The organism is uncultured Litoreibacter sp. (assembly GCF_947501785.1).
Taxonomy (GTDB): Bacteria; Pseudomonadota; Alphaproteobacteria; order Rhodobacterales; family Rhodobacteraceae; genus Litoreibacter.
Window position 1 is genome coordinate 3623707 of sequence record NZ_CANMXB010000001.1, and the last position, 26998, is coordinate 3650704.

The 26998-nt window shown below is 59.9% G+C and carries 22 protein-coding genes; 12 read left to right on the plus strand and 10 right to left on the minus strand.

Annotated elements, in window-relative coordinates; genetic code table 11:
• The first annotated feature begins 198 nt into the window (after window positions 1–198).
• On the plus strand, window positions 199–567 hold the full coding sequence (locus Q0899_RS18100) for a VOC family protein (RefSeq protein ID WP_299194719.1): 369 nt from the start codon (window positions 199–201) through the stop codon (window positions 565–567).
• 530 nt (window positions 568–1097) lie between these two features.
• Window positions 1098–3023, plus strand: coding sequence for a PhoX family phosphatase (locus Q0899_RS18105; protein ID WP_299194722.1), 1926 nt, complete (start codon window positions 1098–1100; stop codon window positions 3021–3023).
• Window positions 3024–3339: 316 nt separating this feature from the next.
• On the opposite strand, the gene cysG is transcribed toward Q0899_RS18105, so the two are convergent.
• The 10 genes from cysG to Q0899_RS18155 all read right to left on the minus strand — a co-directional run bounded on the left by cysG (window position 3340) and on the right by Q0899_RS18155 (window position 17157).
• Complete coding sequence (cysG, locus tag Q0899_RS18110) at window positions 3340–4746, minus strand: siroheme synthase CysG (protein WP_299194725.1); 1407 nt, start codon at window positions 4744–4746, stop codon at window positions 3340–3342.
• Window positions 4743–5678: a glycosyl transferase family 3 gene (locus tag Q0899_RS18115; protein ID WP_299194728.1), complete on the minus strand. Its 936-nt coding sequence runs from the start codon at window positions 5676–5678 to the stop codon at window positions 4743–4745. Before Q0899_RS18115 ends, cysG begins: the two co-directional genes overlap by 4 nt.
• Window positions 5675–8251 carry a nitrate reductase gene (locus Q0899_RS18120; protein ID WP_299194731.1) on the minus strand — a complete coding sequence of 859 codons (2577 nt, stop codon included), beginning with the start codon at window positions 8249–8251 and terminating at the stop codon, window positions 5675–5677. The genes Q0899_RS18115 and Q0899_RS18120 overlap by 4 nt, the downstream gene beginning before the upstream one ends.
• A complete protein-coding gene (gene nirD, locus Q0899_RS18125; protein WP_298298802.1) occupies window positions 8248–8583 on the minus strand; it encodes a nitrite reductase small subunit NirD in 336 nt (111 codons plus the stop codon). Before nirD ends, Q0899_RS18120 begins: the two co-directional genes overlap by 4 nt.
• Entirely contained in the window at window positions 8580–11006 is a 2427-nt protein-coding gene (nirB, locus tag Q0899_RS18130) for a nitrite reductase large subunit NirB (protein ID WP_299194734.1), read from the minus strand. The genes nirD and nirB overlap by 4 nt, the downstream gene beginning before the upstream one ends.
• 5 nt (window positions 11007–11011) lie before the next feature.
• Window positions 11012–12670: an ABC transporter ATP-binding protein gene (locus Q0899_RS18135; RefSeq protein ID WP_299194737.1), complete on the minus strand. Its 1659-nt coding sequence runs from the start codon at window positions 12668–12670 to the stop codon at window positions 11012–11014.
• 5 nt (window positions 12671–12675) lie between these two features.
• A complete protein-coding gene (locus Q0899_RS18140; RefSeq protein WP_299194741.1) occupies window positions 12676–13749 on the minus strand; it encodes an ABC transporter permease in 1074 nt (357 codons plus the stop codon).
• Window positions 13750–13813: 64 nt separating this feature from the next.
• A complete protein-coding gene (locus Q0899_RS18145) occupies window positions 13814–15184 on the minus strand; it encodes a CmpA/NrtA family ABC transporter substrate-binding protein (RefSeq protein ID WP_299194744.1) in 1371 nt (456 codons plus the stop codon).
• Window positions 15185–15436: 252 nt separating this feature from the next.
• On the minus strand, window positions 15437–16576 hold the full coding sequence (locus tag Q0899_RS18150) for a CmpA/NrtA family ABC transporter substrate-binding protein (protein WP_299194747.1): 1140 nt from the start codon (window positions 16574–16576) through the stop codon (window positions 15437–15439).
• Window positions 16573–17157: an ANTAR domain-containing protein gene (locus Q0899_RS18155; protein ID WP_299194750.1), complete on the minus strand. Its 585-nt coding sequence runs from the start codon at window positions 17155–17157 to the stop codon at window positions 16573–16575. The genes Q0899_RS18150 and Q0899_RS18155 overlap by 4 nt, the downstream gene beginning before the upstream one ends.
• A 129-nt stretch (window positions 17158–17286) precedes the next feature.
• Between Q0899_RS18155 and Q0899_RS18160 the strand changes: the two genes are divergently transcribed.
• The 10 genes from Q0899_RS18160 to ftsH all read left to right on the plus strand — a co-directional run bounded on the left by Q0899_RS18160 (window position 17287) and on the right by ftsH (window position 26961).
• Window positions 17287–17661, plus strand: coding sequence for an integrase core domain-containing protein (locus tag Q0899_RS18160; protein WP_299194753.1), 375 nt, complete (start codon window positions 17287–17289; stop codon window positions 17659–17661).
• 294 nt (window positions 17662–17955) lie between these two features.
• Entirely contained in the window at window positions 17956–18351 is a 396-nt protein-coding gene (gene ybgC, locus Q0899_RS18165; RefSeq protein ID WP_299194756.1) for a tol-pal system-associated acyl-CoA thioesterase, read from the plus strand.
• A 105-nt stretch (window positions 18352–18456) separates the two neighbouring features.
• Entirely contained in the window at window positions 18457–19152 is a 696-nt protein-coding gene (gene tolQ / locus Q0899_RS18170) for a protein TolQ (protein ID WP_298298827.1), read from the plus strand.
• A 3-nt stretch (window positions 19153–19155) separates the two neighbouring features.
• The gene (tolR, locus tag Q0899_RS18175; protein ID WP_298298829.1) at window positions 19156–19632 is read left to right on the plus strand and encodes a protein TolR; all 477 of its coding nucleotides are present in this window, start codon (window positions 19156–19158) and stop codon (window positions 19630–19632) included.
• 17 nt (window positions 19633–19649) lie between these two features.
• Window positions 19650–20777: an energy transducer TonB gene (locus tag Q0899_RS18180; protein WP_299194761.1), complete on the plus strand. Its 1128-nt coding sequence runs from the start codon at window positions 19650–19652 to the stop codon at window positions 20775–20777.
• Between the two features lie 104 nt (window positions 20778–20881).
• The gene (gene tolB, locus Q0899_RS18185) at window positions 20882–22198 is read left to right on the plus strand and encodes a Tol-Pal system beta propeller repeat protein TolB (RefSeq protein WP_299195415.1); all 1317 of its coding nucleotides are present in this window, start codon (window positions 20882–20884) and stop codon (window positions 22196–22198) included.
• An 89-nt stretch (window positions 22199–22287) separates the two neighbouring features.
• Window positions 22288–22812, plus strand: a complete 525-nt coding sequence (gene pal / locus Q0899_RS18190; RefSeq protein ID WP_298359943.1) for a peptidoglycan-associated lipoprotein Pal — start codon at window positions 22288–22290, stop codon at window positions 22810–22812.
• A gap of 13 nt (window positions 22813–22825) precedes the next feature.
• On the plus strand, window positions 22826–23635 hold the full coding sequence (gene ybgF / locus Q0899_RS18195) for a tol-pal system protein YbgF (RefSeq protein ID WP_299194765.1): 810 nt from the start codon (window positions 22826–22828) through the stop codon (window positions 23633–23635).
• Window positions 23632–24882 (plus strand): tRNA lysidine(34) synthetase TilS, encoded by a 1251-nt coding sequence (tilS, locus tag Q0899_RS18200; RefSeq protein ID WP_299194767.1) that lies wholly within the window; start codon window positions 23632–23634, stop codon window positions 24880–24882. Before ybgF ends, tilS begins: the two co-directional genes overlap by 4 nt.
• A 156-nt stretch (window positions 24883–25038) precedes the next feature.
• Window positions 25039–26961: an ATP-dependent zinc metalloprotease FtsH gene (gene ftsH, locus Q0899_RS18205; RefSeq protein WP_298298852.1), complete on the plus strand. Its 1923-nt coding sequence runs from the start codon at window positions 25039–25041 to the stop codon at window positions 26959–26961.
• The last annotated feature ends 37 nt before the right edge of the window (window positions 26962–26998 follow it).

Genomic DNA, 26998 nt, shown 5'->3' on the forward strand with positions numbered 1-26998 from the left:
CCGGACATGCGGCTTCCTCTGAGCGGCTTGGAGCGCCGAATGGTGGCATTGCGGGACGGAGCCGCCATTGACCCGTTGTCTCTTGGTCGCTACCAGAATGACCATGATTGCTTGAGCCTCTCCCACACAACCATCCTTTGGTTTTGAATTCGCGTCCACATTTGAGGCGCGCAATATGCTCATGCAAAAAGAGAACTCATGATTAGTTACATCACTATCGGGTCAAATGACCTCGCTGCTTCGGCGGTATTTTTCGATTCACTGTTCGGTGCAGTCGATGGAACTCGAGCGTATAGTCTCGACAAAATGATCGGCTATAGCTTTGGCCCTGAAAACCCAATGATCATAGTGACTTGCCCTTTCGATGGAGAGGCTGCAACTCACGGGAACGGCACAATGATCGCACTTGCAGCGAAGGATCGCGCTCACGTTGATGCGGTTCATGCCTTAGCACTGCAAATTGGTGCAACGGACGAGGGCACTCCTGGTCGGCGGGGAAAGAATTTCTATGGTGGCTACTTCCGCGACCTTGATGGAAACAAATTCAATATTTGTCTAACTTCGTAGCCAATTTGGCGGTGCCGGGAGATCATTTTTCTGACCATGCATTATGGTCTCCCAGCGTCACATCGGGCTCTCAACAGCCGTTAAAGGCGGTGCCGCATCGTGTGATGTTCCAAAGCCGTCAACGTCGGGTTGTCTTGAGTGAGGGCATGGCGGATCGGCAGATCAGTTATGGAACCACCAAAAATATCTGCCATCCGCGCGCTTCGCCCCGAATGCATCAAAGGGTGCATTTTTGGGCAGAAGCGACCACTAAGATCCAGGGGCGCGCTTCTGTTCTTCAAAGCAAAACCAAAAACCTGCCCGCTTTGAAATATCGAAAGGCACGCGAGCTTCGGTTGGTCTTGAGGCTGCTGCCTGCGGGACGCACTCAATGCGGTCCGTCAAACCGGTCATTCACTGCAACCGCGATAGCGCAGCCCAAAGAAGCGAGTTGTTACAAAACAAACATTCAGCATTCACAATAGTTTCAATTCCCGCGTTTACCCGATGCTCCAGTCAGACCCATTTCCGGGTGCCAGCAGGAGTATGAAATGTCTCAAATCAACTATGATGACTTGTCTTTCGATGATGAAGACGAGATGAAATTCCCCCGCGCGGACGTGCAAGGCTTTGACCGTGTGGTCGAGCAGGCAGTCTCGCGGCGTGGCTTTTTAGGCGGCGCGCTTGCCTTTGGATCTGGTGCTGCGGTCATGGGAACAGGTTTGTTGAACGGAACCTCCGCAGTCGCACAACAGACCTCTCGCTTTGCGTTTGAACAGCTCGCGCCACAGATAGACGGTACGGTCCATGTGCCCGCAGGCTACAATTGGGACGTATTGGTCCGCTGGGGAGATCCGCTGTTCAACGACGCGCCCGCGTTTGACCCTGTTGCCGGCATCCCGACGGTCGGCTCCGACCGTGTATTTGGCGAAAACACGGACGGGATGGAGCTGTTCCACCAGCGCGGGACCGAGCTGCTGGTCGTGAACTCAGAATACGTCAACGCGAAGATCAACCTGCCTGCCGAACAGGAAGGGCAACCGGCCTCAGCCGACGACGTCGTACGTTTGCAGAACTTCCAGGGTGTCACCGTGATGGAAGTTGCCGAAGGCGAAAACGGTTGGGACGTTGTTGTCGACAGCCCCTACAACCGCCGCATCCACCATCGGACCCCGATGGTTTTTGACGGTCCGGCGGCGGGCCATGACCTTCTGAAAACTGCCGCTGATCCGGCTGGCACGCAGTCCCTTGGTACATTCAACAACTGTGGTTCTGGTCGGACACCCTGGGGCACCTACTTGACCTGCGAAGAGAACTTCAACGGCTATTTTGGAACCACCGAGGAAGTGTCGCTTGGCGACGTTCACGCCGACGGCTTCAAACGCTACGGCGTGTCGACGAAAGTCGATCCGGGTCGGTACAATTACCACAGCTTCGACCCACGCTTCGACATTTCCAAGACCCCGAACGAACCACATCGCGCCGGATACATTGTGGAAGTCGACCCGTGGAACCCGGATACGACGCCGATCAAACACACCGCCCTTGGTCGGTTCAAGCACGAAAACGCAGCCTATGCGCTCGCCCAAAACGGACAGGTTGTTGTCTACATGGGCGATGATGAACGCGGCGAATATATGTACAAGTGGTTAAGCCGCGACGTGTACGTGCCGGGCGGCGACACCTCAACGCTGCTCAGCGAAGGACAGCTTTTCGTTGCCAAGTTCAATGATGACGGGACCGGCACCTGGTTGGCCCTGACGCCAGAAGACACGGGCATGTCCGAAGCCGAGATTGCCGTCTTTACCCGCATGGCTGGAACGGCGGTCAGCGCGACCACAATGGACCGGCCGGAATGGATCGCCGTCAATCCCACCGCTGTTGAGGCCTATTGCTGCCTGACCAACAACTCGCGGCGCGGCGCACTTGATGACGATGGCAACATCCGCACCAATGCCGCCGGAGAGCCGATGGTGCCAAACGCACCAAACCCGCGGGAAGTGAACCGCTATGGGCAAATTGTCCGTTGGCGGCCGCACAATAGCGACCACGCGGCATCGACATTCGATTGGGACCTCTACGTGATGGCCGGTAATCCAGAGGTCTACACCGACGGCCTTTACGCCGGGACGGCAAACATCAACGCCGGCAACATGTTCAATTCTCCCGACGGGATGCAATTCGACAGCACAGGTCTGCTTTGGATCCAGACCGATGGCGATGACGATAACGAAGGCGACTTCCTCGGCATGGGGAACAACCAGATGCTGGCCGGCGATCCGGCAACAGGCGAAATCCGCCGCTTCCTGACCGGGCCAAACGGATCTGAAGTGACAGGTCTGACTTGGTCTGCGGACCGCCGCACGATGTTCGTCGGCATTCAGCACCCAGGAGCACCATTCCCGGACGGTGAAGGGACGCTCCCGCGGTCGTCAATCGTTACTGTGAAACGTGCCGACAACGCATTGGTTGGCTAAACTTAGCATGCCCCAGGCGATCTGCGCCTGGGGCTTTGCTTGCGATGCTCCACGACCACAAAGGTCGGATATGTGCCCTTGCAAAAAACGCGACCCTTCGCGGCAGATACCCAGCTGTCGAAAAGCTATAGGCCTTACCCAAGGGCAGCAGTGTCCGCTTCAGTTGCTACGCATTACACCGTGCTAGAAGCAGAATTTGGCTGATTTGGGCCCGGCGCAGGAATTTTGGGGACCTCAGATCAATCCTGGAACCGGTCAGGCCAGCCCCCGTTTCATGAACACACCCGCAACAAAGACTACCATTCTTCGGGTGCTGTCAGGCCCTTTGACAGGCGGGCATCTTCGATAGCCGAAGGACATCAGCCGTTGATTGCTGACGCTTCCAGCGGATCAAGAGCATTGCCTCACCCACAATGCCATTGCTGACCAGCGTCTCTGGCAGATCTTGCAATGCGCAAGTCAGCCTCACCTGACCGCTGCGCTGCGCCTTGGCCACGACGTCGACATGAAACGCCGCGTCGGGGTGATTTGCCTTTAGATGGGCTACGATCCGCGGGGCCGCGCCAACCGCCATATAAAGCGCAACGCAGGTGCCCGGTCGAATATTGCTGATGGGAGCGGGTAGGGCGTAGCCGTCCTGTCGGTGCCCTGTGGTCAGCACCAGCGTGTCGATCTTGCCCCGTTCCGTCAGGCTTTCGCCAAGGCTGGCCGCTGCGGCGCAGGCGGCGGTGACGCCGGGAACGATCTCGAAGGGGATGTTGTTGGCCTTCAGTGCGTCGACTTCTTCCGCACAGCGCCCGAACACGCCGGGATCGCCGCATTTGAGGCGCACCACCCGCCGCCCGTTTCTTGCGGCGGTTACGAGTGTTTGCGTGATCTTTTCCTGTGGCCAGCTGTGACATCCCGGCGCCTTGCCCACATAGATCCGTTCCGCGTCCCGTCGGGCGAGTTCTAGCACCTCGGCGTCAAGCAAGCGGTCGTAGTAGATGACATCTGCCTCTTGCAGGCGTTGCACACCCCGCATGGTCAGAAGATCTTTCGCGCCTGGCCCCGCTCCGACGAGGCTGACGCTGCCGCCCTTGGTAGTTCTGAACTCCCCTGTCTCAATGGCGGATTTGATCAGTTTGGCGGCCTGACGCTCAGCACCGTTGGTGAAGGTTTGGCGGGGTCTGCCGTTGAAAACCCAGCGCCAAAGATCACGGCGCGCACGCGGGTTCAGCCGAGCCGCAGCCGCACCGCGCATTCGCCCTGCCAAAGCAGCAAGATCGCCCAGCCGCGGCTCCAAAATGCCTTCGACCTTGGTCTTTATCTGACGCGCCAACACAGGCGCCGTGCCTTCCGTGCCAATAGCGACCACAACCGGATCGCGATCAACAATTGACGGCGTGATCGCATCACACAGCTGCGGTTGGTCAACCACATTAACAAGCGCCCCTGCCTCTTTGGCCAGCGCGTGCAGCGCCATGTCGAGGCCAGGGCAGCCCGTCGCGATGAAACTCAGCGCACTTTCGGCAAAGCTGTCAGGGGTGACGGGTCCCTTATGATGTGTGATGCGCCCTTCGGCGGCCAGCCCAGAGAGTTCCGGGTCCAACACGGGCGCCCAAACGGAAATTTCGGCGTCAGTCTTCAGGATGAGCCGAGCCTTCTGCGCAGCTTGCTCCCCGCCACCCATAATGACAACGCGGCGACCCGCCATTTGAAGAAACATTGGAAACGTCTTCATGCTGTGAGACCTCTTTGGTTGTGACGGCTATCCCAAAGCGCCTCCGCCATGTTTTGAGCGGCGAGCAGGCTTGGCGCGGCTTTGAGGGTCCAAAGCCCAATGGCCGCAGTGCCGGTAATTGTCGCTTTGGCAAAACTGTCCTGAATGCCGCCATGCCATAGGCCTCGGATATCGACCGTGCGGCTGACCTCGTGCAGCCTGCGGGTCTCGCTCAGGATGGGAGCTGCGGTCTTTTGGATATGTGCGCCGTTTCTTAGGCCAAAAACCCTAACCTCTTTGGCGGGGTTGCGCTCAAACTCACCACCGCCGCCTTTGATGATGCTCATGTCCTGCTGTCCCAACATCTCAGCCGCTTGCGCTTGCAGGCCACGGTAGGAAGGGTGGAACACCCCCTGAACCGTCGCGGGAGCCTGCGATGGGTTCCACATCCGCAAAACCGTGTTGAAACAGGATCGCAGCCCAAAGGTGTCGCGCAGGTTCAACAAGGAAAAGGCTTCGGGGCTTATGGTCTCCAGCGCGGTATAGGTCACGCGAGGGCCCGCCAGATCAAGAGCCGCGCGCAGAGACGCAGCACCGGATTGGTGCGAATTCCAGCCGTGCATGGAAACACTATAGCCTGCATTGCTGACCAATCGCGCCGCCAGCAAAAACAGCGGGGCGCCCCGGCTGCGTCCGGCGGCATAGCATGGCCAATCCAGATCAGCGGAGGGCAATTTGCCCTGCACTTGGATACGCAACGCGGCGGTGAAGCCCGCGATTTCCTGTGGCTCTTCGCCCCGCAACCGCAAGACCATGAGCAGCGCGCCGACGGCTTCGGGCGCTGCATGTCCCGCCAAAATCAATTGCATTGCCTCTTGCGCTTCCGCCATGCTCAACGCGCGGGATCGGCCCTTGCCACGCGCGACGATTTGCACGTAGGGCGCGAGGCTCATTCCGCGGCCATCGGTAGCTTGGCCTCCGCCAAGAGTGACCTCAGTTCCGGTTTGCACGATCCGCAATTGGTGCCGGCGTAGGTCACCGCACCCAGAGCTTCGAGACTTCCCGCGCCTTGCGAAATAGCGCCTAACAAGGTGTTCCGCCCCACGTTGAAACAGGCGCAAACCGTGGCCCCGGCATCCGGCATGTCCGCAGGCGGACGCCCGGCCAGCGCTGCGGAGGCTGCAATATCCGTGCCAATCATGCCAATGACTGCCGACCGTGACACGACCACTGGGCTTGGCGACGCAAAAAACAGCGCGGATATCAGGCCACCTTCAGTAAATGCGAGCCGCACGGTGCCTGTGGCCAAATCAGTGTGCAACGACGCGGTACCTTCCGCCACGCCCGACAAAGCCCTAACCTCTGCTTCCCAATCAGAAGGCCTCCTGTCGCCCGCCATCTCTACCTGCCAGCCGGTCTGGGTGCGCGCAACGGCCGCATAAGTGGTTTGCGGCGCGGGTGCCGCGGCGCACGCCAGAAAGCCAAACCATTTCGGTCTGTGCACCTGCGCCGTCACCGGCCCCGACTTTAGCGCCGGTTGGCCGGATACCGGGTCAGTCACCGGAGCAGTCACGCAATTGACCAGCCCTGAAGAACTGCGCTGACGCGTCCAATGCATCGGCGCAAAAAGTTGCCCAGGCGCCGCCCGCGGCGTGATCAGCGCGCGCAGGATCGTAAGGCCATAGAGGCTTTCAACCGCGATCAGATCGCCAGGTTTTGCGCCGATGGCCGCGGCGTCGTCCGGGTGAATTTCAACATATGGTTCCGCCAAATGCGCCCCAAGCCGCGCAGATTTCCCACTACGGGTCATCGTATGCCACTGGTCGCGATTGCGCCCGGTGTTGAGCGAAAACCGCGTCTGCGTCAGCGCGGGCGCCGCGACCGGGATCATGCGCGCCTTGCCATCAGGGTGAAAAAACTGGCCGTCTGCAAAGAAGCGGCGGTTGTTGGCGGGCCATTGCGTGGGGATCAATTCCACATAGTCCTTATCGGCAAAAATGCTGAGATCAAGGTCGCGTGGGAACTGCGACGTGGCGGCATCAAGCGCCACATATTCTGCGAATATTTCAGCGGGTTTTTGATAGGCGAATGCGGCCCCAAACCCCATCCGTGTGGCCACGTCACTGACTATTTTCCAATCAGGCCGCGCGGCACCCGGTGCCGGCAAAAAGGCCCGCTGTCGTGAGATGCGGCGTTCCGAATTGGTGACTGTGCCGTCCTTCTCTCCCCAACCGGTGGCAGGCAACAGGACATGCGCCAGATTGTTTGTGTCGGTCTTCTCCATAATGTCGGAAGTGACAACGAAAGGCACCTTGGAAATAGCCGCCGCAACACCGTCTGCGTCCGGCAGCGAGACGGCGGGGTTGGTCGACATCACCCAAAGCGCCTTGATGCGGCCTTTGGCGCAGGCGTCAAACAAGTCGACCGCCTTTAGGCCTGGTTGCGTACAGATCGTGGGGCTTTGCCAGAACCCTTGTACTGCGTCTCGGTGGGCTGGGTCGCCCAGCTCAAGATGGTTTGCGAGCATGTTCGCGAGACCGCCCACCTCGCGACCGCCCATCGCGTTGGGTTGGCCCGTGACCGAGAACGGCCCGCAGCCCGGCGTGCCAATTCGACCTGTGGCGAGGTGGCAATTCAGGATCGCATTGACCTTGTCAGTGCCGCAGCGCGATTGATTGACGCCTTGCGAATAGACGGTAACGACCTTCTGCGTTCCGGCCCAAAGCGCATAGAACTCGGCCAGTTCCAACGAGGTGAGGCCGCTGGCAGCAGCCACGCTTGCCTTGGCGGCCTGCACCGTTTCTTCCATGCCGTTGACGTGGTTTGCGACAAATTCTTGGTGCAACGCCCCAACATCTGCCAGATGCGCCAGCAAGCCGTTGAACAAGGCGATGTCCCCATCCGGCGCGACTTGAAGATGCGTGTCAGCTAAATCCGTCGTCGCCGTGCGGCGCGGGTCGACATTGACCACGCGCATATTCGGGCGCGCCTCCTTCGCCGCCGCGATGCGTTGATACAGCACGGGATGACACCATGCGAGGTTGGAGCCGACCAGCACGATCAGGTCAGCCTTTTCGAGGTCCTCGTAGGTTCCCGGGACCGTGTCCGTGCCAAAGGCTCGTTTGTGCCCCGCCACTGAAGAGGCCATGCAGAGCCGCGAGTTTGTATCTATGTTGGCCGAACCGATGAAGCCTTTCATCAGCTTGTTGGCAACGTAATAGTCCTCCGTCAGCAGCTGGCCAGAGGCGTAGAATGCGACGCCGTCAGGTCCATATTCCGCGATTGCTTCGCTGAATTTTCGAGCGACCAAATCAAGCGCTGTGTCCCAATCGGTTGCCTGACCACCTACTTTCGGGTGCAACAACCGACCATCGAGATCAATTGTCTCCCCCAAAGCCGCGCCTTTGGAACAGAGCCGTCCGAAATTTGCGGGGTGATCCGGATCACCTTTGATTGTCCCATCGGCCCCAGCCAGAACCCCGCAGCCGACACCGCAATAGGGGCAGGTTGTGCGGGTCAGGCTCATGCCGCTGTCCGCGCGCGCAAAAAGGAGCGTTCGAGCAGGATGCGCCCTTGTTCAACCCGCGCAGGATATGTCGTGACCTGGCCCTCGTCATTGCCTTGGGCCTTACCAGTTTCCAAGGAAATCACCCAATTGTGCAGCGGGCAGGTCACGGACTTGCCGTGCACAATCCCTTCGGCCAACGGTCCAGCCTTGTGCGGGCATGCGTTGTCGAGAGCAAAAACCTCGTCATCTGCAGTGCGGAACACTGCAACGCACCCCAACGCCGTTTTCACCATCCGCGCGCCCCGTTTTGGGATGTCTTCCAGCGTGGCAATATCGATCCAGTCGCTCATTCCGCGGCCTCCAGCGCTAGATGTGCCAAAGGTTTGTAGCTTTGCGCTTTTTCGCGCGCATGCTCGGCCCAAGGGTCTTTTCGGTAGATGGATTGACTCAGCTCAAAGCGGGCGACCAGCGGGTCTCGCTCTGTTTCCACCCGCTCTTTGATCCAGTCGAGGCCAGTTTTGTGCATCCATTTATAGATGCGATCCAGATACTTGGCGTTTTCCCGGTAGAGCTGTGTGACCGCTTTGATTACATTGATGGCCTCTTCTTCCGTCGCCACCTGCACCAGCAATTCCGTCTCGCGCACATCCATGCCCGCGGCGCCGCCGATGCTGATCTGATAGCCGCTGTCGACACAGATCACGCCAATGTCCTTGCAGGTCGCCTCCGCGCAATTGCGCGGGCAGCCAGAGACCGCGAGCTTTAGTTTGTGAGGCGTCCAAGAGCCCCATAGCTCTTTTTCCAGCTTGATGCCGAGCCCGGTGCTGTCTTGCGTCCCGAACCGGCAATGATCGGTGCCCACACAGGTCTTCACCGTGCGCAGCCCCTTGGAATAGGCGTGGCCAGAGACCATGCCTGCCGCGTTCAGATCGGCCCAGATATCCGGCAGGTCCTCGCCTTTGACGCCCAGCAAGTCGATGCGCTGTCCGCCCGTCACTTTAACCGTCGGCACCATGTATTTGTCGGCGGCGTCGGCAATGGCACGTAGCTCGTCGGGGGTGGTGATCCCGCCCCACATGCGCGGCACCACGGAAAATGTGCCGTCCTTCTGGATGTTGGCGTGCTTGCGCTCGTTGATGAACCGGCTTTGCGGGTCGTCCTGATACTCCATCGGCCAATCGGCCAGCAGGTAAAAGTTCAACGCGGGCCGGCACACGTGGCACCCGCAGGAGGTCTTCCACCCGCATTCCTGCCACACCGCCGGCATCGAGGTCAGGCGTTGCGACTTGATCATGCGCCGCACGTCCTCATGGGTCATGTCGGTGCAGCCGCAGATGCTGGCTGCCGCAGGCACCACAAACGCATCGCCCAAAGTGACGGCCAAAACCTGCTCCACCAACCCGGTGCAGGTCCCACAGGAGCCGCTGGCCTTGGTTGTTGCGCGCACGGTGCCCAGATCAGAGGCCCCTGCCGCAATCGCGTCTTCAATTTGCCCTTTGCAGATACCGTTGCAGCCACAGATCTCCGCGTCACGCGGTAAGGCTGCAACAGCTGCTAAAGGGTCCAGGGGGGTCCCCCCTTGATAAGCGGGCCCGAATATCAGGGTCTCGCGCATCTCGGATATGTCGGTCTTGTCGCGGATCAGCCCGAAGAACCAGTTGCTGTCGGCAGTGTCGCCATACATCACAGCGCCTTTGACGACGTTCTCTTCGATCACCAGCCGTCGGTACACGCCGCGCGCCGGGTCGCGGAAGACGATATCCTCTCGCCCCTCGCCATCGGCAAAATCCCCAGCGCTGAACAGGTCGCAGCCGGTGACCTTCAGCTTGGTAGACAGCTCTTTCTGCACGAATTGCGCATCAGCCCCCATCAAGGTCTGCGCCGCCACCTTCGCCTGATCATAGAGCGGCGCCACCAGCCCGAAGATCGCCCCGTCATGTTCTACGCACTCGCCGACGGCCAGCACATCTGCGTCAGAGGTCACCATCTGGTCATCCACATGGATGCCTTTGCCTACCGCCAAACCGCAATCCTGTGCCAAAGCCACGTTGGGCCGGATGCCCACGGCAATGACCAGCAGGTCGCATGGCAGCTCGGTGCCGTCGTCCAGCAGCAGGGCTTTGACATGGCCGTTTTCGCCAAGGATTTCTTTGGAATTGGCCGTGCATTTCACGGTAATGCCCTTGTCCACCAGCGCCTTGCGCAACAGGTATCCCGCGGCCTCGTCCAGCTGGCGTTCCATCAGATGGCCCATGATATGCACCACGGTGACGTCTACCCCGCGCGCGGCCATGCCGGCGGCGGCCTCAAGCCCCAACAATCCGCCGCCAATCACCACGCATTTGTTGTCTGGCCCGAGGTCCATCATCCGTTGCGTGTCTTCGAGGTCGCGATAGGCGATCACGCCCCCCAGATCATGCCCCGGTAGCGGGATCATGAACGGGTTGGAGCCGGTGCCGAAGACCAGCTTGTCGTAGGCCAGCACATCGCCATTTTCCGCCGTCACCGTCTTGGCCGCGCGGTCAATCGCAGCGACACGCTCGCCAAACCGGCAGGTCACGCCGTTGGCGTCATACCAATCGGCGTCATGGGTGACGATTTCGTCATAGGTCTTTTCGCCCGACAGAACAGGCGACAGCATGATGCGGTTGTAATTCCCGCGCGGCTCGGCATTGAACAGGGTGACATCGACGTCGGCACCTGCGTCAAACAGGTCCTCCAACATGCGCCCCGTGGCCATGCCGGCGCCGATGACTATCAGTTTCTGGGTCATCTCTTTCACTCCGCTGCAATGGCTTCGGATTTCGGTGTCGCGCCGTGTTCGTACTCCTCAAGGAAATCGAGCACTTCTTGCCGGTAGGCGTAGTAATCTGGATGCTCCAGCAGCGCCTTGCGGGTGCGCGGTCGCGGCAGGTTCACATCCGTGATCTTGCCGATGGTGGCCTGCGGCCCGTTGGTCATCATCACCACGCGGTCGGCCAGCAAAATGGCCTCATCCACGTCATGGGTCACGCAAATCGCAGTCACCTTGGTGCGCGACCAGACCTCCATCAGCACCTCTTGCAGCTCCCACCGCGTCAGGCTGTCGAGCATGCCGAAGGGTTCATCCAGCAGCAGTAGTTTGGGCGACAATGCAAAGGCCCGCGCGATGCCCACGCGTTGCTTCATGCCGTTGGACAGATCGGCCGCGCCCTTGTCCATGCTGTCGGCAAGGCCCACCCGTTCGAGGTAGTATTCGACCACATCCTGCCGTTCCGCCTGCGATGCTTTGGGGTAGACCTTATCCACCCCAATCGACACGTTCTCCTTCGCCGTCAGCCACGGAAACAGGTTGGGGGATTGGAACACCACGGCCCGTTCCGGGTCCGCGCCTTCCACGTTCCAGCCATCCAAGCGGATCGCGCCTTTGGAGATCGGGTTCAGCCCGGCGGCCATGGTCAGCACAGTGGATTTGCCGCAGCCGGAATGGCCGATCAGCGAGATGAACTCCCCCTTGTTGATCTTCAGGTCGAAGTTCTCGACCACCGTCAGCGGGCCTTTGGGCGTGGGGTAGACCTTGTCGAGCTGCGAGAAGTTCAGGAACCGTTCCTCAATTCCACTTTCTTGCGCTTTGGCGACGGCAGCCGGCACACCATGGATCGGTGTCACATTCGGCAGGGTCTTGGAGCCTTCCACTTTCGACGCGATCCCCACATCCATCAGGTACGTCGTGACCTGACCCCGCAGCGCCTTGAACGTTGCATCGTTGTTCATCGCAATCCGGTCGCGGGGGCGGGGAATATCAACCTTGAACTCATCGCCCAACGTGCCGTCCGGGTTCAGCGCGATAATACGGTCAGCAAGGATGATCGCCTCATCCACATCGTTGGTGATCAGCACGCAGGTCTTTTTGTCTTCGTCCCAAATCGCCTCGATCTCGTCCGCCAGATTGGCGCGGGTCAGCGCATCAAGCGCCGATAGTGGCTCATCAAGCAGTAGCATTTCGGGGTCCATTGCAAGCGCACGCGCCACATTGACCCGCTGCCGCATGCCGCCAGACAATTCCGCCGGGCGGCGGGTGGCGGCGTGGCTGAGACCCACCATGCCTACATAATGATCAACCTTCGCCGCACGCTCCGCTTTAGACAGGTCTGGGAACATCGTATCGACCGCCAAGGCCACATTGCCGTTCACCGTCAGCCACGGCATCAGCGAGTAGCTTTGAAAGATCACCCCCCGCTCGCGCCCCGGTTCTTTCACCGGCGCGCCTTTGAAGGTGACGGACCCGGTGGTGGGCATTTCCAGCCCCGCCATCAGGTTGATCAGCGTGGTTTTTCCGGTGCCCGAGAAGCCTAGGATGACCACGAACTCCCCTTCTGCCACGTCCAGATTGATGTCCTTGAGAACCGGCGTATCGCTATAGCTTTTCGAGACGTTGTTGAGTTGCAAGATACCCATACCGCTCACCGGTTGTTCGAGAAGGTGAACATGGATTGCAGCGCGAACATCACCCGGTCCAGCAGGAAGCCTATGATGCCGATGGTGAACACCGCCACCATGATCCGCGCCAGCGATTGCGAGCTGCCGTTCTGGAACTCGTCCCAGACAAACTTGCCCAGCCCTGGGTTCTGCGCCAGCATTTCGGCGGCAATCAGCACCATCCAGCCGACGCCAAGCGACAGCCGCAAGCCGGTGAAGATAAGGGGCAGGGCGGATGGCAACACCAGCTTGGTGATCTTGGTGTAGGTGTTCATTTTCAGCACCCGGCTGACGCTGACCAGATCCTTGTCGATGCTGCTGACGCCGAGCGCGGTGTTGATCAACGTAGGCCAGAGCGAGCAGAGCGTGACAGTGATTGCCGAGATCAGGAAGGACTTGGAAAACATCCCGTCATTTGTTGTGTAAACCGCCGAGACGATCATGGTCACAATCGGAAGCCAGGCCAGCGGTGAAACCGGTTTGAAAATCTGGATCAGAGGGTTGAGCGCCGCGTTTGCCGTCACCGACAGCCCCGCCGCAATGCCCAGCGGAATGGCCACGATAGAGGCGATCAGGAACCCGAAGAACACCGTTTTGATCGACGTCCAGATTTGATCGTAATAGGTCGGCTTGCCGGTGTAGGCGCGGTCGCGCACCCGGTCGGTGTCGCCATTGGCGATATGTTCCGCATTGCGAGCCTCTTGGCGTTCGTAGAAGGCCGCAGCCTTCTGTTGCTCGCGGGCGGCGTCAGCCTGAAGCGCGCCAACCTGTTCCCACACTTGGACCGGGCCCGGGACGGCACCCAGCGAGGTTTGCACCTTTGGCGCAAGCGTGCCCCAAAGCAGCAGGAACACCGCAATCGCCATCAGCGGCACGCCCAACAGACGCCAAATTTCGCGTGCCTGCGCACGCGGGTTGTCCCCGACAGCGGCTTTCAGGATCGGGGTCATCCAGGCCAGCCCAAAGACACGGAACCATGCGTCGGCCTTGTTGATGCGGGCGAAGCGCCGCGCGCGGCGGGCCTCATTGTCGAGTGTCTGGGGATCAATCGCGGTCATATCGGACGTCCAATTGCTGCATTTGGGAAGGTTTGGCCCCCGCTGCAAGCAGGGGCCGGGTGGCTTAGCCGCGGATTTCGCTATCCACGACGGTCTGGCCGGACTTCAGGCCAATCGGCAGGCTGTCGATATAGGCGTTGGGGGTGCGGCCGTCATAGCCAACGCCGTCAATGATATCGCCCGCAGGGGTTGCCGCCTTGAAACCGTCGCTGTCCCACGGGAAGTCGGCCTCATTTGCCATCCCGTCATCAACCAGCAGCCGCGCAGCCTCCAGATAGATGTCGGGACGGTAGACGTCGGCGGCGGTTTCAAAGAACCATTCGTCCGATTTGGTCTCCGCAATCTGCCCCCAGCGGCGCATCTGCGTCAGGTACCAGATTGCGTCGGAATAGAACGGGTAAGTTGCGTTGTAGCGGAAGAACACGTTGAAATCCGGCGCTTCGCGCACGTCGCCTTTCTCGAACTCGAAGAAGCCCGTCATGGAGTTTGCGATGACGTCGTAATCCGCGCCGACATATTCGGGCCGGGACAGGATTTCGACCGCTTCGGGGCGGTTGGCGTTGTCGTTTTCATCCAGCCAGATGGCGGCGCGGATCAGCGCCTTGGTCAGGGCCAACGTTGTGTTGGGGTTCTCTTCGGCAAACTCTTTCGTCAGGCCAAAGACTTTTTCAGGGTTGTTCTTCCACATGTCGTAGTCGGTGATCACCGGCACCCCGATGCCTTTGAACACGGCCTGTTGGTTCCACGGCTCGCCTACGGCGTAGCCATTGATTGTGCCAGCCTCCATCGTCGCGGGCATCTGCGGCGGGGGGGTCACCGACAACAGGACATCTGCACCAATTTGACCTGAGATGTCCTGCGGGCTGTAATAGCCCGGCTCCAAACCGCCAGCAGCAAGCCAGTAACGTATTTCGTAATTGTGGGTAGAGACCGGGAAGACCATGCCCATGTTGAAGGGTTCACCCTTGTCTTTGTAGCCCTCGACCACTGGCGCCAGGGCTTCAGCGCTAATCGGGTGCTGCGGGCGGCCGTCATCCATCAGCGGCACATTGGGCTTCATCTCTGCCCAAATTTCGTTGGACACGGTGATGGCGTTGCCGTTCAGGTCCATCGAAAACGGCGTGATGATATGCGCCTCGGTGCCGTAGCCAATGGTGGCGGCGAGGGGTTGGCCCGCCAACATATGCGCGCCATCCAGCTGGCCGCTGATCACGCCGTCCAGCAGCACTTTCCAGTTGGCCTGCGCTTCCAGGGTGACGAACAGACCTTCATCTTCAAAATATCCAAGCTCGTAAGCAACCGCTAAGGGGGCCATATCCGTCAGCTTGATGAAGCCGAAGGTCAGGTCTTCTTTCTCAAGGTCCAAAAGTTCAGCGGAAGCAGGCGTGGCCATCAGACTAGTTGCGGCCATCAGTGTTGCAATGGGTGTCTTCATCGTTGTGTCCTTTCAAAGCGCCGGATGCAGAAACAAAAAAAGCCGCGCGTATCGATCACGGGGGAGGAGGTCCGTGGTCCATACGAGCGGCATTGCTCTTGAGGGAAACGCCGTCGCCATTGACAGCGTAGTATGTCAGGCGTCTTCGCCCTTTGATGGAAAGATGACCCTCACCTCATCGAGCATCAATCAGTTTTTCTGCATTGCGGCGTAAAATATGCGGCAATGCAGAGTGTGCCTCAAAATTCAGCGCTAATTTTGGGAGAAATCAAAGGTTTTGCCGTCAAAGAAGGCATCGGGTGCAAGAATCATATGCCCGCGGGTTGACGCAACAGCTGTTTCGAACCGCATTGCCCCCTCGTGCTTTTCCGACGCGCCGGGCATATCGACGCCGATGCCGGATAGGTTCTGACGGTACAAATCGCTGCGGAAGCAGGCCTTGGCCTTTTCGATCCCCACAGCACCCGCGCCCAGATGATGCGCGATCCAGGCCGCTTGGCTGCGCCACGGGAAAGTCGCGGCATGTTTGTGGAACAACAAGAACCGCTCGACGTCTTTGGGTCTACTGTCAGGTCGTGCAACAATGTGCCCGGTCAAAGCAGGGTCAATCAGATCCTGAGAGACACTCAGGTGCTCGCTGCGCGCCAAAATTTCCACCGCAAGCGGCTTGTTCTTCGGTGCATCCAGCCAAGCAGCAGCGTGGTACACGGCCTGCATCAACCGGCGCGCGGCATCGTGGTTTTGTTCCACCCAGTCATGGCGGGCGGCGAGCACTTTTTCAGGGGCAAACTGCCAGACATCGCGGCCGGCCATCATCAATTGCCCGACACCTTTCTGCACGGCGCCACTGCCCCATGGCTCACCGACCCAGAACGCGTCAACCAGACCGCTTTCTACTGCATCCGCCATGCGAGGCGGCGGGACCGTGATCTCTTCGACCTGCAAAGCTGGATGCGTCGCGCTCCAGTAAGACAGCAGCAACCGGTGCATCGAATAATGAAACGGCACGCCGACCCTCAAAGGCCGGCCCGCGCGGGCGGCAAGGGCTGTGACCAGCGCTTTTGCGTCCCCAAACGCGACGTCGGGCAGGCCTTCGGACACGGCATTTGACACGCCAAACACTGTACCGTTCACCGACAAAACCATCAGTGTGTCTACGGGCGCAGTAAGCCCGCCAATCCCGATGGACATGGCCACCGGCATCGGCGACAGCATCTGCGCCGCGTCCAAATGACCAAGCGCTAGCATGTCGCGCAGCGCCGACCACGATGGCTGACGTACCAAATTCAGGGTTAACCCTCTCTCTTCGGCAAACCCCAGCTCTTTGGCGATCACCAGCGGGGCGCAATCGACCAAGGGAAGGTATCCGCAGTTGAGGACAGTCCGGCTCATGGCAAAAGGTCAGCCGCGGTAACAAGCGCATGCGCCACATCTATGACCTTGCGTCCCTGTCCCATCGCGGTCTTGCGCAACAGGCTGTAGGCGTCATCTTCTGAGACGCCACGCTGACGCATCAAGATGCCCTTGGCGCGGTCAATCGTCTTCCGGTCTGCCAACGCCTGTTTGGCCGCGTCCAGTTCTGACTGCATCTGTCGCATGTAATTGAACCGGGCGATTGCGGTCTCCAAAACCGACTTGATGCGCTCCTTTTTCAACCCGTCAATAACGTAGGCGCTCACACCCGCATTCAGGGCGGCTTGGGTTAGACCTTCATCTGTTTGGTCAACAAACAAGGCAACAGCGCGTTTTGAGGTCTCGGTCGCGAAGGAAATATGCTCCAACGTGTCTCGATCGGGATTGGCCAGATCAATCAACACGATGTCGGGGGAAAAGGTCTTAACCGTGCGGACCAAGGCCGAAATTTGCGCTAGCGCTTTCACATCCAGCCACCCAGCCTCTCGCAACGCATCTACAATGTCACTGACGCGATCTGGATCAGGTTCAACTACGAGAATGCGGAGGTCTTGTATCATCGCTCGGTCATTCGGGATCAATTTGACAACGTCAACGAGGAACGCACCACTTGAAGTCACCAGGCCCATCTCTGCGCTCACATAAATGGCGCAGATATCTCGATCGCCCAGAAATATAGCAGCAAGAAAATGGGAAGAACGCGTCAGCAGGGGAAGATCATACTGACTATTTTTCTACCAGAAAACGGGCCCGAGCTTGCTGCCGAAGCAACGCAGGACTGGCCTCGAAGGGTTGGAATCAAACCAATCCGTATCTATCGCGGATCGCCCTGGGAGAATGAATGCAACGAGCGATTCAACGGCACGCTGCGTCGGGAGGTTCTCCATGCGGACTGGTTCACGACGATGATACAAGCCCAGATCGTCATCAATCGCTGGCTCAAACAGTGCAACCACATTCGACCGCATCAGGCGCTCAACATGCGTCCGCCCGTTCCAGAAACCATAGTAGAGAAAACCCAAATCAGTGGCCCGGAAACAGGGGCTAGACAGGTGATTGCATGAGTAATTTGGATCCATGAAAACAGCTCCTTCCTGCCTGGCCCAAGCCCGCACCTGAGCGGGGGAAAACTGTTCGAGTTTTTCAGTTCCCAGTAAGTGTTACTGAAATTCTGAACTTTGATCTGCATTCTCCCAAAAGGGGGCAATCTGAAAGACCGTCATCCAAAGTTGCTGTCACCAGTTCATGGTCGTTTGGCAAAAACGCGTAACGACCATGGCTGCTTTTTTCGGATTGGCGGTGGAAATTGGGCGGTTTGGGCGTGATAGTTCGCGCGAGACACCAATTCGGACCCGCCAATGCCACATCGCTTCTCTTGCCGCGTCTATTACGAGGATACCGACCTTGCGGGGATCGTCTATTACGCCAACTACCTGAAATTCATTGAGCGCGCGCGCAGCGAATGGGTGCGGGAGATTGGGGTGGATCAGGTCTCGATGAAAGCCGAAGGGCTGGTTTTTGCGGTCAGGCGGGTGGAGGCGGATTATCTGGCGCCGGCCCGGTTTGATGACCTGCTAGAGGTGGAAACGGCCCTGCGGTCGGTGACGGCCTCCCGCATCGTGCTGAACCAGACCGTCAAACGCGGCGACGCGGCGCTGTTTTCGTCGGTTGTGACGCTGGTTTGTGTTTCAGATTTTGGCCGGCCCGTGCGCATTCCGGCGGATATTCGCGCAAAGATGGACGCTCACGACTAATTTTTTCGCGCATTCCCCAAGAATATTGGATTTGGTACGTCTAACACTGTAAGACGGGACCATAACAAGCCGCAGGATAGCGGCGACAAAGAGAAGAGCGGGTATATGGAAGCTGAGGCTATTGGCCTCGCCAGCGAGGTGGACTTTAGTGTCACCGCGTTGTTCTGGCGGGCAACTATTGTCGTAAAACTGGTGATGCTGATGCTGATTGCCGCCTCCTTCTGGGGCTGGGCCATCATCATCCAGAAATTTGTGAACTACCGCGTCGCGCGGCGGCAGGCGGAGGCGTTTGACCGCGCCTTCTGGTCCGGCGAGCCGCTGGACGAGGTGTTTGACCGCATTGGCGGCAACCCGGCGGGCGCGTCGGAGCGGATTTTCAGCGCAGGCATGACGGAATGGCGGCGGTCCCATCGTGAGGACGGGCAGCTGATTGCGGGGGCCACGGCGCGGATTGAGCGTTCGATGGACGTCGCCATTGCCAAGGAAGACGAAAAGCTGAATTACGGGCTGGGGTTTCTGGCCACCGTGGGCGCGACCGCGCCGTTTATCGGGCTGTTTGGCACCGTCTGGGGCATCAAGAACGCCTTTGAAGAGATCGCGATTGCGCAAAACACCAACCTGGCCGTCGTGGCGCCTGGTATCGCGGAGGCGCTGGTGGCGACCGCGTTGGGGCTGCTGGCGGCGATCCCTGCGGTGATCTTCTACAACAAGCTCAGCGCGGATGCGGACCGAATTGCCTCGGGCCATGAGGCGTTTGCGGACGAATTTTCCACCATCCTATCGCGCCAGTTGGACGCTTAGGCCATGGGTGGTGGAGTGGTTCAGGGCGCGGCGAGCGGGTCTCGGCGCGGGCGGCGGCGCAAGAACAAGGCCAAGCCGATGTCCGAGATCAACGTCACGCCCTTTGTGGACGTGATGCTGGTGCTTTTGATCATCTTCATGGTGGCGGCCCCGTTGCTGACGGTGGGCGTGCCGGTAGAGCTGCCCAAGACGGCGGCCAGCGCCTTGCCGACCGAGCAGGAGGAGCCGCTGACCATCACCGTGCAGGCGGATGGGCAATTGTCGATCATGAACACCGAAGTCGAGAACAGCGCCTTTATCGGGCGGCTGCGCGCCATTGCGGCGGAGCGGACGTCTGACAAGGTGTTTTTGCGCGCCGACGGCGCTGTGCCTTACGCGCAGGTGGTGCAGATCATGGGCGCGATGAACAATGCGGGGTTTTCCAACATTGGCCTGGTGACGGACACGGACGGCCCGTCCTTTGACGGGCAAGGCGGCTAAGCCCCATGCGCGAAGACATGAAAATAGGCACCTACGTCTCGGGGGCGGGCCATGCGGGCCTGTTCGTCTGGCTGTTGATAGGTGGCTTCTTCGTGTCGCGCGACGATTTCGACGCGATCACCGCAACGGATGTGTCGATCATCTCGGAAGACGAGTTTCAGGCGTTGCAGCCCAGCGGGCCGGAAACCGGCGACGCGCCGCCCGCCTTGGACGCGCCCGCCGTGGACCAGCCAGCACCCGCATTGCCGGTGCCCGATGAGGTGGTCGAGGCCCCAGAGGCCCCCGCGCCGGTGGAAGAGGTGCAGCCCGAAGTGCAGCCGGTTGAGGTTGAAGAGCCTGCCCAGCCGGATGTGGTGGTGGAAGATGCGCCTGCCCAGCCTGACGCGCCTGACGGCGACCCGGGCGACGTGGTGATCGTGCCGGATGCGGTGCCGGTGCCGCGCCAGGAAGACGTGATCGCGCCTGAATTGACGGAAACAGTTGAGCCTGAGGTCGAGGTGGACGACGTGGCCCAGACCGAGACCGCGCCGGACGAGGCGGCTGAGGTGGTGACCGAGGAGGTGGATACAACGACCACTGAGGCCGCGACCACGACCGAGATTGTGACCGAGGCGGATGAACCTGCGACCGGCGCGCCGACCAAATCGCTGCGCCCGGGCCGCAAACCGACGCCACCCGCGCCTGCCCAGACCGAAGTGGCGGAGACGCCGACGGAGCAGCCGACCACGCCGGGATTGGAAGATTTGATCAACGAGGCCGTGACCGAGGCCAATTCCGAGAACGCCGTGGCGGATAACGCCAACCCCGGCGGCGGGTCGGGTGAGCCGATCACGCGGGCTGAAAAGGGCGCGTTTATTCTGGCAATTCAGAAATGCTGGAACGTGGGCGCCTTGGGCTCGGATGCGTTGAAAGTGACTGTGATCGTGGGTTTCACCATGACGCCTGACGCGAAGCCAGAGATCGGCTCGATCCGCATGGTGGGGGCCGAAGGCGGCACAGGCGGCGCGGTAGAGCGCGCTTATGAGGCGGCACGACGCGCCATTATCCGGTGTGGCAGCGCCGGATTTGGCCTGCCTGCCGACAAGTATGATCAATGGCGCGGCGTTGAGGTGAAATTCAACGCGACCACCAAGGAAATTCGATAATGCAGAATTTTTCCCCTTTAATTGCCAGCCAGAAACTGCCGGTTTGGGACGAAACACGCTACGGTGAGTTGAAATCGCGGGCTGCCGTGAAAGGATACGTTATGATGAGACGGTTTATTGTTGCACTTGGCTTGATACTGGCCGCGTTGACCACGGCGAGCGCCCTTGCGCAGGAGCCGTTGCGCATTGAGTTGGACAACCCCAACATCGAGCCGCTGCCCTTCGCCGCGCCCGACTTCGTTGCGGAGACCGCTGGCGCTGACCAATACGCGGCGGATTTGTCGCGGGTTTTGGCGGCGGACCTGACCAATTCTGGTCTGTTCCGCGAAATACCCAAGGACGCGTTTATCTCGAACATCACCAATTTCGACAGCCCTGTGCAATTTGCCGACTGGAAAGCGATCAACGCGCAGGCGTTGGTTACCGGGTCCGTCAGCACTGCCGGGGACAACCAGATTGTGGTGAAGTTCCGGCTGTTTGACGTGTTCTCGGAACAGCAATTGGGGGAGGGGCTGCAGTTTGTGGGCTCCACCGATGGCTGGCGGCGCATGGCGCATAAGGTGGCGGATGCGGTTTACAGCCGGATCACCGGCGAGGGCGGCTATTTCGACAGCCGCGTGGTCTATGTCTCGGAAAGCGGGCCGAAGAACGCGCGCCAGAAACGCATCGCGATCATGGATTACGATGGGGAGAACAACCAGTTCCTGACTACGGACCAGTCGATTGTGCTGGCACCAAGGTTCTCGCCCAACGGCAACCGGGTGATCTACACCAGCTACGAGACGGGCTTCCCGAAAATCTATGTGCTGGATGTGGGCACCGTCAGCCGTCAGGTGCTGCAGGACCAGCCCGGCACCATGAGCTTTGCGCCGCGTTTCGCGCCGGATGGCAACAGCGTGGTCTATTCCCTGACCACGGGGTCCAACACCGACCTTTACAAGATGAACATCGCCGGTGGCGCGCCGCAGCAATTGACGTCTGACCCGACGATTGAGACCGCGCCGAGCTTTTCGCCCGATGGCAGCCAGATTGTGTTTGAAAGCGACCGCTCGGGCACCCAGCAGCTTTACGTGATGGGCGCGAATGGCGGGGAGGCCACGCGGATTTCCTTTGGACAGGGGCGCTACGGCACGCCTGTCTGGTCGCCGCGGGGCGACCTGATTGCCTTTACCAAGCAGAACCGTGGCCGGTTCCATATCGGGGTGATGAACACCGACGGGTCCGGTGAACGCCTTCTGACCGCGTCCTTCCTTGATGAGGGCCCGACCTGGTCGCCCAATGGGCGCGTCATCATGTTTACCCGTGAAACCAGCGGCGAGGGCGGTGCGTCAACCCTGCATTCGGTTGATATTTCGGGCCGTAACCTGCGGGCGGTGCGCCAGGGCGGGTCGGACCCAAGCTGGTCTCCGCTGCTGAAATAATGCGTGTGGGCAGAGGATATTCCCCTTCCCACCAGAAAAATGTTAATGTCCAACCAATCGAGCCAATAAGAGCCATAAGGATCACACCCATGAAAACCCTCTCTACAGCTTTGCTGCTGACCGCCTCGCTGGGCCTGTCCGCCTGTTCGGGCGGCCTGTTCAACCAAAACGACCGTCTTGGAACCGATGGCGGGGCCGGCAACGGCATCGACAATAGCGGCATCACCACCGGCGCTTTGGCGCCAAATTCGGTAGCTTACTTTAACCAGACCATCGGTGACCGGGTGCTGTTCGCCGTTGATACCTCGACCCTGACCGACCAGGGCCGCGCGACACTGTCGCAGCAGGCCAGCTGGCTGAACACCAACACCAGCTTCACCGCGATCATCGAAGGCCATGCCGACGAGCAGGGCACCCGCGAATACAACCTTGCATTGGGCGCGCGCCGCGCGGCGGCGGTGCGGGACTATCTGGTCAGCCAAGGCGTGGCGGATGCGCGGATGCGCACCGTGACCTTCGGCAAGGAGCGCCCGATTGAGGTCTGTTCAACCGAAGTCTGCTATGCCAAGAACCGTCGTGCCGTGACGGTCATCGGGGCCGGCGCGACAAGCTAAAAGGTTTGTGAAGATGATGCGTTTTCTGTGTGTGTCCCTGTTTGTGGTTTTGGCCGTGCCTGCCTCTGCGCAGGACTCGTCCCTGGCGGATATCCGCGCTGAGCTGGGCGTGTTGAACGCCGAGATTGCGCGGTTGAAATCCGAGCTGAACACCACCGGCACCGGTGGTGGCACGGCCGTCACCGGCGACACGTTGCAGCGCATCGACGCGATTGAGGCGGGGCTGACCCGGCTCAATTCCAAGACGGAACAGCTGGAAAACCGGATCAACCGCGTGGTGACCGACGGCACCAACCGCATTGGTGATCTGGAGTTCCGGCTGGTTGAGCTGGAAGGCGGCGACCTTGGTGCCGTTGGCCAGACGCCGACCTTGGGTGGCGACGAAGGTGCTGCTCCCGCGGCGCAGGTGGCCGCCCCCTCAAACGACGCGCCGGAATTGGCCATTGGCGAGAAGAACGATTTTGAGCGGGCGCAGGGGGCGCTCGCTGAAGGTGACTTTCGCGGCGCCGCTGCGCAGTTTGCGACCTTTACCCAATCCTACCCGGGGAGCCCTTTAGAGGCTGACGCGCATTTCCTGCGCGGATCGGCGCTGGAACAAGCCGGCGACCCCCAAGGGGCGGCGCGTGCCTATCTGGAAAGCTTTTCGGGATCCCCCGACAGCCCGCGCGCCCCCGAGGCGCTGTACAAGCTGGGCCTGTCCTTGGACGCCTTGGGACAACGCAGCGAGGCGTGTTTGATGCTGCAAGAGGTCGGCAACCGCTATCCGGGGTCGGAGCAGGTGACATTGGCCAGCCAATCGCGGGCCTCTTTGGGCTGCTCGTGAGTGAAGACAATGACGACGACTGGTTTGTCGAACATATCTTCAGCAGCCCGTTTTTCCTAAGTAAGCCAAAGCATATTGCGGCCGCCGTTTCGGGTGGCAGCGACTCGATGGCTTTGCTGAGCTACACGCTGCTTTGGGCGGAGAGCCGAGACATCCAAGTGTCGGCGGTCACCGTCGATCACGGATTGCGAGATGGCTCAGCGGCAGAGGCTGAAACGGTCGCCGCTTATTGCGCGAAACGCGGCATTGCCCATAAGACACTCCGCTGGGACGGGTGGGACGGGACCGGCAATTTGCAAGCCAGCGCCCGTGATGCCCGTTATGCCTTGATGGCTGAATTTGCGAAGCAAACTGGCATCGACACAATCGCCTTGGGCCATACCGAGGATGACCAAGCCGAGACATTTGTGATGCGCCTTGCCCGTAAGTCCGGCGTTGATGGGTTGGCCAGTATGAAGGGCCGATTTCGCAAATCCGGCGTCGACTGGGTCCGCCCCCTTCTGCTGCGCAGCCGTGCGAAGCTTCGCGCACATCTGGAACGCAACAATATCAGCTGGGTCGACGACCCAAGCAACGAAGACGCACGGTTTGAGCGGGTTCACGCGCGTAAGGTGATTGCTGAGCTTGGAGCGTTGAACATTGATAACGGCATTCTGTCCGCCGTCAGTCACAACATGGCAAGCGCGAAAGATGCGCTGAAACACTACACCTTGGCCGAAGCCAGAACCCACGCCGTGACCGAAAGTGGCGACCTGTTGCTGCCGCGTTTCGAGCCAATGCCGCATGAAATTTCCCGGCAATTGTCGGTAAACGCGTTGCAATGGATTGGTCGCAATCCCTATGGGCCGCGTAATCGCGCGATCGACGATATGGATTATCATCTGTCCACCTCGGGGGCGCATACTCTCGCGGGATGCCACATCACCCAAACCGAGAGGCACACCAGATATACACGTGAGTTCAACGCAGTACGGGATCTGGTTGGCCCGACAAAGGCTGTATGGGATGGCCGCTGGCGGTTAGGTGGCCCGCACGCACCTGGCCTCGAAATCCGGGCATTGGGAGAGGGCGGGCTGGCGCAATGCCCGGACTGGCGGGACACCGGACTGCCGCGCATCTCGTTGCTGGCCAGTCCCGCTGTTTGGCGAGGTGAAGCGCTGGTTGCAGCACCCCATGCGGGGCTTGAAAACGGCTGGGTCGTGAAGCTGTGGCAGCCATTTGTGCAGTTTCTTTTGGATGGGCTTTAGGTCAGTTCGGTCAACCCAACGGTGCGCCACATTGACACGATCTCGCGAACAGTTCCTTTCCAGCCTGTTATCTCATTGAACTCACCGCAATTACCCCTATTTTAAGGGTAACGCTGTAATAGCGACCTTATCCAAGCCGATTTCGGGAGATTCCTTTTGGGCAACGCGCGCAACATCGCCTTCTGGCTCGTTCTGCTTTTGCTGATCGTAGCGCTTTTCAACCTGTTCAATGGCGGGCAAACGCAAGCGAACTCGCAAACCATTCCGTATTCCGAATTTGTGGATCGGGTGGAGCAAGGCAAAGTGGACAGTGCCACGCTGGACGGCGAACGCATTGTCGGTACCACCGGCACTGAGCAATTCGTGACGATCATGCCGGAAGGCGTGGACGTGACCGAGGTGCTGCTGGCCAATGACGTGGATTTCACTGCGACCTCTCAGGAACAGAACGGGCTGCTGGCATATGTGGGCACGCTCCTGCCGTTCATCATTATTATCGGCATCTGGATTTTCTTCATGAACCGCATGCAGGGCGGCGGCAAAGGCGGGGCGATGGGCTTTGGCAAGTCGCGCGCCAAGCTGCTGACCGAGAAGCATGGCCGCGTGACGTTTGACGACGTCGCAGGCATTGATGAGGCCAAGGAAGAACTGGAAGAGATTGTCGAGTTTTTGCGTAACCCGCAGAAATTCTCCCGCCTTGGCGGCAAGATCCCTAAAGGTGCGCTGCTGGTAGGCCCTCCGGGCACTGGTAAGACTCTGCTGGCCCGCGCGATTGCGGGCGAGGCGGGTGTACCGTTCTTCACCATTTCGGGGTCCGATTTTGTTGAGATGTTTGTGGGCGTGGGTGCGTCCCGTGTGCGCGACATGTTCGACCAGGCCAAGAAGAACGCGCCTTGCATTCTGTTCATTGACGAGATCGACGCCGTGGGCCGGTCGCGTGGCGCTGGTTATGGCGGCGGCAATGACGAGCGTGAGCAGACGCTGAACCAATTGCTGGTGGAGATGGATGGCTTCGAGGCGAACGAAGGCATCATCATCGTGGCCGCGACCAACCGCGCCGACGTGCTGGACCCTGCGCTGCTGCGTCCGGGCCGGTTTGACCGTCAAGTGCAGGTGCCGAACCCTGACATCAAAGGCCGCGAGAAGATTTTGCGCGTGCATGCCCGCAAGACCCCGCTGGGTCCTGACGTTGATCTGCGGATCATCGCGCGCGGCTCCCCCGGGTTTTCGGGTGCGGAATTGGCCAACCTTGTGAACGAGGCGGCCTTGTCCGCCGCGCGGATTGGGCGCCGGGTCGTCACGATGGAAGATTTCGAGATGGCCAAGGACAAGGTGCTGATGGGCGTCGAACGCCGGTCGATGGTGCTGACCCAGGACCAGAAAGAAAAGACCGCCTATCACGAGGCCGGCCACGCCATTGTCGGGCTGAACCTCGAGAAATGCGACCCTGTCTACAAAGCGACGATCATCCCGCGCGGCGGCGCGTTGGGCATGGTTGTGTCCTTGCCTGAGATGGACCGTTTGCAGCTGTTTAAGGACGAAGCCAAGCAGCGCATTGCCATGGCCATGGCGGGCAAAGCGGCTGAAATTCTGAAATATGGCGAAGATTCCGTTTCTTCCGGACCGGTCGGCGACATCCAACAGGCCAGCCAGATGGCGCGGTCTATGGTGATGCGCTGGGGCATGTCCGACAAGGTCGGCAACATTGACTACCAAGAAGCGGCGGCGGGCTACCAAGGCGGCGGCGGCGCGGGCGGGTTCTCTGTCTCGGCGGCGACCAAGCAGCTGATTGAAGACGAGGTGAAGGCCATCATTGACGAAGGCTACGAGACCGCCGTGAAGATCCTGAAGAAGCACAACAAGGATTTTGAGCGGCTGGCGCAAGGCCTGTTGGAGTATGAAACGCTGACCGGCGACGAGATCACCAAGGTGATCAACGGGCTGCCTCTGGATCATGAAGATGATGACGACAGCGGCACACCGGCCTCTGGTGGGAAGGCGTCGCTGGCGGCTATCCCGAAGACCAAGAAGCCGAAAACGCCGAAGGACCCGGGCATGGAGCCCGAGCCTTCAGCCTAATGTCCGACCCAAAGACAGAAACCCCGGCCTCAGAGCC

Bases quoted from the DNA above. Each gene is read 5' to 3' on its own strand.
- Q0899_RS18120 (WP_299194731.1), bottom strand. From the start codon at position 8,251: ATGAGCCTGACCCGCACAACCTGCCCCTATTGCGGTGTCGGCTGCGGG.
- pal (WP_298359943.1), top strand. From the start codon at position 22,288: ATGAAAACCCTCTCTACAGCTTTGCTGCTGACCGCCTCGCTGGGCCTG.
- nirD (WP_298298802.1), bottom strand. From the start codon at position 8,583: ATGAGCGACTGGATCGATATTGCCACGCTGGAAGACATCCCAAAACGG.
- Q0899_RS18105 (WP_299194722.1), top strand. From the start codon at position 1,098: ATGTCTCAAATCAACTATGATGACTTGTCTTTCGATGATGAAGACGAG.
- nirB (WP_299194734.1), bottom strand. From the start codon at position 11,006: ATGACCCAGAAACTGATAGTCATCGGCGCCGGCATGGCCACGGGGCGC.
- cysG (WP_299194725.1), bottom strand. From the start codon at position 4,746: ATGAAGACGTTTCCAATGTTTCTTCAAATGGCGGGTCGCCGCGTTGTC.
- Q0899_RS18145 (WP_299194744.1), bottom strand. From the start codon at position 15,184: ATGAAGACACCCATTGCAACACTGATGGCCGCAACTAGTCTGATGGCC.
- Q0899_RS18115 (WP_299194728.1), bottom strand. From the start codon at position 5,678: ATGAGCCTCGCGCCCTACGTGCAAATCGTCGCGCGTGGCAAGGGCCGA.
- tolQ (WP_298298827.1), top strand. From the start codon at position 18,457: ATGGAAGCTGAGGCTATTGGCCTCGCCAGCGAGGTGGACTTTAGTGTC.
- Q0899_RS18180 (WP_299194761.1), top strand. From the start codon at position 19,650: ATGAAAATAGGCACCTACGTCTCGGGGGCGGGCCATGCGGGCCTGTTC.
- Q0899_RS18140 (WP_299194741.1), bottom strand. From the start codon at position 13,749: ATGACCGCGATTGATCCCCAGACACTCGACAATGAGGCCCGCCGCGCG.
- ybgF (WP_299194765.1), top strand. From the start codon at position 22,826: ATGATGCGTTTTCTGTGTGTGTCCCTGTTTGTGGTTTTGGCCGTGCCT.
- Q0899_RS18135 (WP_299194737.1), bottom strand. From the start codon at position 12,670: ATGGGTATCTTGCAACTCAACAACGTCTCGAAAAGCTATAGCGATACG.
- Q0899_RS18160 (WP_299194753.1), top strand. From the start codon at position 17,287: ATGGGAAGAACGCGTCAGCAGGGGAAGATCATACTGACTATTTTTCTA.
- Q0899_RS18150 (WP_299194747.1), bottom strand. From the start codon at position 16,576: ATGAGCCGGACTGTCCTCAACTGCGGATACCTTCCCTTGGTCGATTGC.
- tolR (WP_298298829.1), top strand. From the start codon at position 19,156: ATGGGTGGTGGAGTGGTTCAGGGCGCGGCGAGCGGGTCTCGGCGCGGG.
- tolB (WP_299195415.1), top strand. From the start codon at position 20,882: ATGAGACGGTTTATTGTTGCACTTGGCTTGATACTGGCCGCGTTGACC.
- Q0899_RS18155 (WP_299194750.1), bottom strand. From the start codon at position 17,157: ATGATACAAGACCTCCGCATTCTCGTAGTTGAACCTGATCCAGATCGC.
- Q0899_RS18100 (WP_299194719.1), top strand. From the start codon at position 199: ATGATTAGTTACATCACTATCGGGTCAAATGACCTCGCTGCTTCGGCG.
- ybgC (WP_299194756.1), top strand. From the start codon at position 17,956: ATGCCACATCGCTTCTCTTGCCGCGTCTATTACGAGGATACCGACCTT.